Genomic DNA, 8,608 nt, shown 5'->3' on the forward strand with positions numbered 1-8,608 from the left:
GGTCGGGTCCGGTGGGATCCGACCGGGGAGGGCGCGTTGACCGACACCTGGGTGGCTCTCGAAGCGGGCGCCGACCCGGCCGAGCGCCGGGGCGCGCTGGGCCGGGCGTACGAGTCGTTCGCGACCGCCGGCCGGGTGGAGCGGCCCGTACGGTCCGTGGTGGCGGCCTCCTGGCGGCGGTCGGCGCGGGCCCGGGTCAGCCCGGAGGGCACTGCCGCCGTCGAGCTGACCGACGACGAACTGGCCGCGCACCGGGACGGTCATCCGCTGGCCCGGGTGATGCCGCTCATCCGCGAGCTGACGGACGCGTACGCCGTGGACGGCGAGCATCTGACGGCGGTGTGCGACACACACGGCCGGCTGCTCTGGGTCGAGGGCCACCCGGCGACACGGCGGCTCGCGGGCCGGATGAACTTCGTTCCCGGGGCTCGCTGGGCGGAGGCGGTGACCGGGACGAACGCGCCGGGCACCGCGCTCGCCGTCGACCGTCCCGTGCAGGTCTTCTCCGCCGAGCACTTCCAGCGGCCCGTGCACCCGTGGACCTGCGCGGCGGCGCCCGTCCACGACCCGTACAGCGGACGGCTGCTGGGCGCGGTCGACATCACCGGCGGCGACCGGCTGGCCCATCCGCACAGTCTGGCGTTCGTCGGCGCGGTCGCGCGGGCCGCCGAGTCGCATCTCGCGCTGGTGGCGCCGCCGCCCGCCGCCGACTCCGTACGGCTCTCCTCGCTGGGCCGGGACGAGGCGCTGCTCGTGACGGGCGGCGACAAGCTCCGGCTCAGCCGGCGGCACAGCGAGATCCTGACGCTCCTCGCCCACCGCCCGGAAGGCGTCGCCGGGGACGAGATGCTGGTGGAGCTGTACGAGGACGAGTCGGTCACCCCGGTCACGCTGCGCGCCGAACTCTCCCGGCTGCGCGCGCTGCTCGGCCCCGGGCTGCTGCGCTCCCGCCCGTACCGGCTGGCGGCACGGGTCGACGCGGACTTCGGCACGGTGGCCCGGCGGATCGCCTCGGGCGCGGTGACCGCGGCGATGAGCGCGTACACCGGGCCGCTGCTGCCTGCCTCCCGGGCGCCCGCGGTCGTACGGCTGCGGGAGCGGCTGGCCGGCCAGGTGCGCGCGTCGCTGATCGCCCGCGGCGACCCGGGGCTGCTGGCGGACTGGGCGTACAGCCCCTGGGGCGAGGACGATCTGGCCGTGTGGCGGGCGCTCGCCGCCGTACTCCCCGAAGTGCGGCGTCCCGCCGCGCTGGCGCGCGTCCGGGAACTCGACGCGTGGCAGCGGGCCTGACGGGACATCCGGCCGCCGGGCAGCCTCCCCCGCAGGCGAAACCGGGCATATCTCCTTACTGTCGGTGGAGAGCGCGCCCTGGCGTGTGGCCGGCCGGACCCGCCGGACCGCCCCGGGCGCTCCATCGGAAACCGGAGGAGCCCGCATGCCGGAGCTGTTCATCGGCGGCACCTGGACCGCCGCCGTCGGCGGGCAGGTACGCGAGATCCGCTGCCCCGCCGACGGCACCCTGGTCGCCACGGTCGACGAGGCGGGGCCGCCGGACACCACCGCCGCCATCGCGGCGGCCCGTGACGCCTTCGACAGCGGACCCTGGCCCAGGACCCCGGCCGCCCAGCGCGGCGGACTGCTGCTGCGCGTCGCCGACCTGCTGGAACGCGACAAGGCGGTGCTCGCCCGAGCCGAGTCCCTGGACACCGGGAAGCGGCTGGTGGAGAGCGCGTACGACATGGACGACATCGCCAACTGCTTCCGCTACTTCGGAAATCTGACCGCCGCGGGCGGCACGGACCGGATCGTCGACACCGGTGATCCGGCCGTGGACAGCCGGGTGGTGCACGAGCCGGTCGGGGTGTGCGCGCTGATCACACCGTGGAACTATCCGCTGCTCCAGACCTCCTGGAAGGTCGCCCCCGCACTCGGTGCCGGCAACACCTTCGTCCTCAAGCCCAGCGAACTGACCCCGCACACCGCCATCCTGCTGATGCGGCTGCTGACCGAGGCCGGGCTGCCCGACGGGGTCGCGAACCTGGTCCTGGGCGCCGGGCCGACCGCGGGCGGGCCGCTCAGCACGGACCCCCGGGTCGACATGGTGTCGTTCACCGGCGGGCTGGTGACCGGACGGCACATCATGGCCGCCGCCGCGCCGACCGTGAAGAAGGTCGCCCTGGAGCTGGGCGGCAAGAACCCGAACATCGTCTTCGCCGACGCCGCCTACGAGGCGGCCGTCGACTACGCGCTGACGGCGATCTTCCTCCATTCGGGCCAGGTCTGCTCGGCAGGGGCGCGGCTGCTGGTCCAGGAAGAGCTGCACGACACGTTCGTGGCGGACATGGTGGAGCGCGCGCGGGCGATCCCGCTCGGCGGCCCCTTCGACGAGTACGCCCGTACCGGACCGCTGATCTCCGCCGCGCACCGTGCCAAGGTCGAGGCGTATGTGGAGGCCGGGCTCGCCGAGGGCGCGGTGCTGCGGTGCGGCGGCGCGCGCCCCGACGACCCGGCGCTGCGCGACGGCTTCTACTACCTGCCGACCGTGCTGGACGAGTGCACGCCGGAGATGTCGGTCGTACGCGACGAGTCGTTCGGCCCGGTCCTCACCGTGGAACGGTTCCGCGACGAGGAGGAGGCGGTCGCCCTCGCCAACGACACGATCTACGGGCTGGCCGGGGCGGTCTGGTCGCAGGACGTGGGCCGGGCGCACCGGGTCGCGGCGCGGCTGCGCGCCGGCACCGTATGGATCAACGACTTCCAGCCGTACGTCCCGCAGGCGGAGTGGGGCGGCATGAAGCAGTCCGGGTTCGGCCGTGAGCTGGGCCCCGCCGGGCTGGCCGAGTACCAGGAGGCCAAGCACGTGTGGCGCAATCTCTCGCCGAAACCGCTGGGGTGGTTCGAATGAGCAGCGGTCCGGGGCAGGACCCGCCGGACCCGCCAGGCCCCCCGGACCCGCCGGACCCGAAAGATTCGACGGATCCGACGGATTCGACGGATTCGACGGATTCCGCGCCGGCGAACCATACGGCCGCCCGGCCCCAGAGCCAGGACGACGACGACTCGCTCAAGGCGTTCGGCTACAAGCCGGAACTGAAGCGCACGCTGGGCAACTTCCACACCTTCGCGGCCGGGATCAGCTACATCTCGATCCTGACGGGCACGTTCCAGCTCTTCTACTTCGGGGTCAAGTTCGCCGGTCCCGGCTACTGGTGGTCGTGGCCGATGGTCTTCCTCGGCCAGCTCATGGTGGCCCTGTGCTTCTGCGAACTGGCCGCGCGCTACCCGGTGGCCGGTTCGATCTACAACTGGTCGAAGAAGCTCGGCGGGCCGCATCTCGGCTGGCTGGGCGGGTGGATGATGGTGACGGCCACGATGGTCTCGCTCGCCGCGGTGGCCCTCGCGTACCAGATCACGCTGCCGCAGATCTCCAGCGTGTTCCAGGTCGTCGGGAACGGTACGGGGCCGACCGACGCGGCGGCGAACGCGGTGCTGCTCGGCACGGTCCTGATCGTCTTCACCACGCTCGTCAACGCCTTCGGCGTCAAACTGATGGCCCAGATCAACTCGGCCGGGGTGATGATCGAGCTGATCGCCGCGATCGTACTGATCGGGCTGCTGGCGGCCCACATCACCCGCGGCCCCAGCGCGATCGTGCGGACAGACGGCTACGGCGCGGGCGAGTCGCTCGGTTACTTCGGCGCCTTCCTGACCGCCTCGCTCGCCTCCGCGTACGTGATGTACGGATTCGACACGGCGTCGTCGCTGGGCGAGGAGTCGCTCAACCCCAGCCGCAACGCGCCGCGGGCGATCCTGCGGGCGCTGATCGCGTCGTTCCTCATCGGCGGGCTGATCCTGCTGTTCGCGCTGCTGGCCGTGCCGGATCTGCAGTCACCGAGCCTGTCCGTGGACGGGCTCCAGTACGTGGTGCTCTCCACGCTCGGTCCCACCGTCGGGCAGATCGTGCTGTGGTGCGTGGTCGTCGCGATCACGGTGTGCGCGCTGGCGGTGCATGCCGCCGGGATCCGGCTGGCGTTCGCGATGGCCCGGGACAACTGTCTGCCCGCGTCCTCGTGGATCGCGCGGGTCAGCCCGCGGTTCGGGACGCCGGTGGTGCCCGCGGTCTTCATCGGGATCGTCGCCGTCGTCATCCTGGTCATCAACATCAACCAGCCGCAGATCTTCTCTGTGATCACCAGCATCGCGATCATCATGATCTACGTGGCCTATCTGATGGTCACCGTCCCCATGCTGATCCAGCGGCTGCGCGGCAGGTGGAAGGCGTCCGAAGGCCACTTCTCGCTCGGCGGGTTCGGGCTGCCGGTCAATGTCCTCGCCGTGCTGTGGGGCACCGCCATGTCGCTCAATCTGGCCTGGCCGCGGCCCGAGGTGTACAACGCGACCGGCCCGCACCACTGGTATCTGCAATGGGGCGCGTTCCTCTTCGTCGGCATCGTCGCGATCGGCGGCTTCGCCACCTACTGGTTCGTCCTGCGCAAGCACACCGGCGTACTCGAAGCACACCGGTCCACCTGAACACACCCGTCCCCCGTCCGAGCCTGGAGCGGCGATGTCCCCGGAGAACCCTGCGCACTCGTTCGACTACGTGGTGGTCGGCGGTGGTACGGCGGGAGCCGTCGTCGCCGCCCGGCTGACGGAGGACCCCGGCGTCACCGTCTGCGTCGTGGAGGCGGGCCCTTCCGACGTCGGCGACGACAGCGTCCTGCGGCTCGACCGGTGGATGGCGCTGCTGGAGTCCGGCTACGACTGGGACTATCCGGTCGAACCGCAGGAGAACGGCAACAGCTTCCTGCGGCACGCCCGTGCCAAGGTGCTCGGCGGCTGCTCCTCGCACAACTCGTGCATCGCGTTCTGGGCGCCCGCCGAGGACCTCGACGAGTGGGGCGCCCTGGGCTGTACGGGATGGAGCGCGGCGGAGTGCTTCCCCCTCTACCGGCGGCTGGAGACCAACGACGCGCCCGGCGACCACCACGGCCGCTCGGGCCCGGTCACCATCCGTACCGTCCCGCCGAACGACCCGTGCGGCAGCGCGCTGCTGGAGGCGTGCGCGGCGGCGGGCATCCCCGTCACCCCGTTCAACACCGGCACCACGGTGGTACGCGGCGCGCACTGGTTCCAGATCAACGCGCGGGAGGACGGTACCCGTTCCTCCGCGTCCGTCTCGTATCTGCACCCCCTGATCGGAGGACGGCCGAACCTGGAGATCAGGACCGGACTCACCGCCGGGCGACTCACGTTCGACGAGTCCCGGCGCTGCACGGGGGTCGAGTATCTGGAGCCCGACACCGTCCACACCGGGGCGGTGTACGCGCGGCGAGAGGTGATCGTGTGCTGCGGGGCAATCGACTCGCCGAAGCTGCTGATGCTGTCGGGCATCGGTCCGGCCGGGCATCTGCGCGACACCGGCGTGGACGTACGGGTGGACTCCCCCGGCGTCGGCTCGCACCTCCAGGACCACCCCGAGGGCGTGATCATGTGGGAGGCGAAGCAGCCCATGGTCGCCTCGTCCACCCAGTGGTGGGAGATCGGCATCTTCGCGGACACCGAACCGGGGCTCGACCGGCCGGATCTGATGTTCCACTACGGCTCCGTGCCGTTCGACATGAACACCTTCCGGCGCGGCTACCCGACCTCGGAGAACGCCTTCTGTCTCACGCCGAACGTGACACGGGCGCGCTCCCGGGGCACGGTCCGCCTCCGTACCCGCGACTTCCGGGACAAACCCGAGGTCGACCCGCGCTACTTCACGCACGAGCACGACGTGCGGGTGATGACCCATGGGCTCCGTCTGGCCCGGGAGATCACCGCCCAGCCACCGATGGCCGACTGGACCGGCGCCGAACTGGCGCCGGGGCCGGGCGCGCGCACCGACGAGGAGCTGTTCGCGTACATCCGCGACACCCACAACACCGTCTACCACCCGGCGGGCACGGTACGGATGGGGCCGCCCGGCGACCCGGACTCGCCGCTGGACCCGTCGCTGCGGGTCAAGGGGGTGAGCGGGCTGCGGGTGGCGGACGCGTCCGTGATGCCGTTCCTGCCGGCCGTCAATCCGTGTATCACCACGATGATGATCGGCGAGAAATGCGCAGATCTGATCAAGAGCGGCCAAACCTCCTCCGGCTGACCACGCCTGCGGCAACCTGTTTGCAACGTACGACTCCGTAGCGTGCACCAGCGGCGTCGTCCAACGGCGGGCGGCGCCGGAGATCCGGGAGGCCCCAGAGATGACCCGTTACGCAGCGCCCGGCAGCGAGGGCGCCATCGTCTCGTACGAGTCCCGCTACGACCACTGGATCGGCGGCGCCTACGTCCCGCCGGCCCGGGGCCGGTACTTCGAGAACCCCAGCCCGGTCAACGGCCGCCCGTTCACCGAGATCGCCCGGGGCACCGCCGAGGACGTCGAACGCGCACTGGACGCGGCGCACGGCGCGGCCCCCGGCTGGGCGAGGACCTCGGCGGCGGACCGGGCCGGTGTGCTGAACCGGATCGCCGACCGGATGGAGGCGCGTCTGGAGGAGCTGGCGGTCGCGGAGAGCTGGGAGAACGGCAAGCCGGTACGGGAGACCCTCGCCGCCGACATCCCACTCGCCATCGACCACTTCCGCTACTTCGCGGGGGCGCTGCGCGGCCAGGAGGGCACGCTCAGCGAGCTGGACGACGACACCGTCGCATACCACTTCCACGAACCGCTCGGCGTCGTGGCGCAGATCATCCCGTGGAACTTCCCGATCCTGATGGCCACCTGGAAGCTGGCGCCGGCCCTGGCCGCCGGGAACGCCGTGGTGATCAAACCCGCCGAGCAGACCCCGGCCTCGCTCCACCTCTGGATGAGCCTGATCGCCGACCTGCTGCCGCCGGGTGTCGTCAACATCGTCAACGGCTTCGGCGCCGAGGCGGGCAAGCCACTGGCGTCCAGCCCGCGCGTGGCGAAGGTCGCGTTCACCGGCGAGACCACGACAGGGCGGCTGATCATACAGTACGCCTCGGAGAACATCAAGCCGGTCACCCTGGAGCTCGGCGGCAAGAGCCCGAACCTCTTCTTCGACGACATCTGGGCCGCCGACGACGACTTCCGCGACAAGGCCCTCGAAGGCTTCACGATGTTCGCCCTCAACCAGGGCGAGGTGTGCACCTGCCCGTCACGGGCCTTGATCCAGGACGGGCACTACAGCGACTTCCTGGCGGCGGGCATCGCCCGTACGGAGGCGATCGTGCCTGGCCACCCCCTCGACACGGACACGATGATCGGCGCCCAGGCCTCCAACGACCAACTGGAGAAGATCCTCTCGTACCTGGACATCGGCCGCCAGGAGGGCGCGAAGGTCCTGACGGGCGGTGAACGGATCGAGTACGACGGCGAACTGGCCGGCGGCTACTACGTCCAGCCCACAATCTTCGAGGGCCACAACCGCATGCGGATCTTCCAGGAGGAGATCTTCGGCCCCGTCCTCGCGGTGACGTCGTTCAGCGACTTCGACGACGCGATCAAAACGGCCAACGACACCCTGTACGGACTCGGCGCGGGCGTCTGGACCCGGGACATGAACACGGCGTACCGCGCGGGCCGCGCGATCCAGGCGGGCCGCGTCTGGACGAACTGCTACCACGCGTACCCGGCGCACGCCGCGTTCGGGGGCTACAAGCAGTCCGGGATCGGCCGGGAGAACCACCGGATGATGCTGGATCACTATCAGCAGACGAAGAACCTCCTCATCTCGTATTCACCGAAGAAGGTCGGGCTCTTCTAGTACTCCAGCCGGACTTCTTCATCAGCGCTGGTCAACGGCTTGGGCGTGGAGAGTGTAGCGGTCTGGAATGGGGGTGGGGCGGGCTTTGCCGGGCCGTCCCACGAACGTGTGGCCGCGCCGCTTGTAGTGGCAACGGCGGGCGCGTGCTTGGTGGCGGCGACGCCAACGGGACCACGTCATTGCGTGGTCGCGGTCCGGAGGACGGCGGCGGGGTCCAACTGCCAGCAGACGTCGAATCTCGGCCGGTGTGAGGTCCACGAGGTCGGGTGTGTCCCGCTCAGTGCCCCCTTTTCCCTTTCCTGGCTGGCCAGGACGGCGAGGAAGGCGTGCGCGCGCATGGCGAGGGTGATGTGCCGGTACCAACCCACGTAGCGGCGGACTTCGTACTGGTCCAGGCCGCATTCGTTCTTCGCGGTCTGGAAGCATTCCTCGATCGTCCACCGGCGGCCGGCCACCACCAGCAGCGTGTTCAAGGTGGTGCCTTCGGGCGCGAAGCACACGTAATAGGCGATCTTGGTGGGATCGGTGATGCTGCGACGGGCCAGGACCCAGTGCTCGACGCCCTCCTCGCGCCAGGGCCGGATCGGCGCCCGGGCCCAGTCGTAGACCCGCTCGCCGTGAGCGCCTGACCCGCACGAGCGGCGTTTCCATGCCTGCCGGGGCAGGCCCGCCATCAGTTCCTCCACGACATGGTCCATGCGGGAGGCGGTCACGACGGTCTCGGTCCGGCGGGTGGCCAGCACATGGAACACCCCACGCTGTTCCAGCCAGTAGCGCAACCCCTTGACCTGCCCGTATGCCTCGTCGGCCGTCAGCCACGCGAACGGCACCCGGGCGGC

Annotated in this window: 6 protein-coding genes; 5 read left to right on the plus strand and 1 reads right to left on the minus strand. The window is 70.8% G+C overall.

Annotation, left to right across the window (positions count from 1 at the left end; all coding sequences use genetic code 11):
- The first annotated feature begins 36 nt into the window (after positions 1–36).
- The 5 genes from ACIQ7D_RS32740 to ACIQ7D_RS32760 all read left to right on the plus strand — a co-directional run bounded on the left by ACIQ7D_RS32740 (position 37) and on the right by ACIQ7D_RS32760 (position 7,769).
- Positions 37–1,290 carry a GAF domain-containing protein gene (locus ACIQ7D_RS32740; protein ID WP_403943945.1) on the plus strand — a complete coding sequence of 418 codons (1,254 nt, stop codon included), beginning with the start codon at positions 37–39 and terminating at the stop codon, positions 1,288–1,290.
- 145 nt (positions 1,291–1,435) lie between these two features.
- Positions 1,436–2,905 carry an aldehyde dehydrogenase family protein gene (locus ACIQ7D_RS32745; protein ID WP_403943948.1) on the plus strand — a complete coding sequence of 490 codons (1,470 nt, stop codon included), beginning with the start codon at positions 1,436–1,438 and terminating at the stop codon, positions 2,903–2,905.
- On the plus strand, positions 2,902–4,533 hold the full coding sequence (locus ACIQ7D_RS32750) for an APC family permease (RefSeq protein WP_403943950.1): 1,632 nt from the start codon (positions 2,902–2,904) through the stop codon (positions 4,531–4,533). The genes ACIQ7D_RS32745 and ACIQ7D_RS32750 overlap by 4 nt, the downstream gene beginning before the upstream one ends.
- Positions 4,534–4,567: 34 nt before the next feature.
- Positions 4,568–6,145, plus strand: a complete 1,578-nt coding sequence (locus tag ACIQ7D_RS32755) for a GMC family oxidoreductase (RefSeq protein ID WP_403943953.1) — start codon at positions 4,568–4,570, stop codon at positions 6,143–6,145.
- A gap of 100 nt (positions 6,146–6,245) precedes the next feature.
- A complete protein-coding gene (locus ACIQ7D_RS32760; protein ID WP_403943955.1) occupies positions 6,246–7,769 on the plus strand; it encodes an aldehyde dehydrogenase family protein in 1,524 nt (507 codons plus the stop codon).
- Positions 7,770–7,945: 176 nt separating this feature from the next.
- Here ACIQ7D_RS32760 and ACIQ7D_RS32765 read toward each other — a convergent pair.
- Positions 7,946–8,608 (minus strand): IS701 family transposase (locus tag ACIQ7D_RS32765; RefSeq protein WP_403943958.1); only part of this gene is annotated, 663 nt, incomplete at its 5' end.

The sequence above is a fragment of the Streptomyces sp. NPDC096310 genome (assembly GCF_044763125.1).
Taxonomy (GTDB): Bacteria; Actinomycetota; Actinomycetes; order Streptomycetales; family Streptomycetaceae; genus Streptomyces.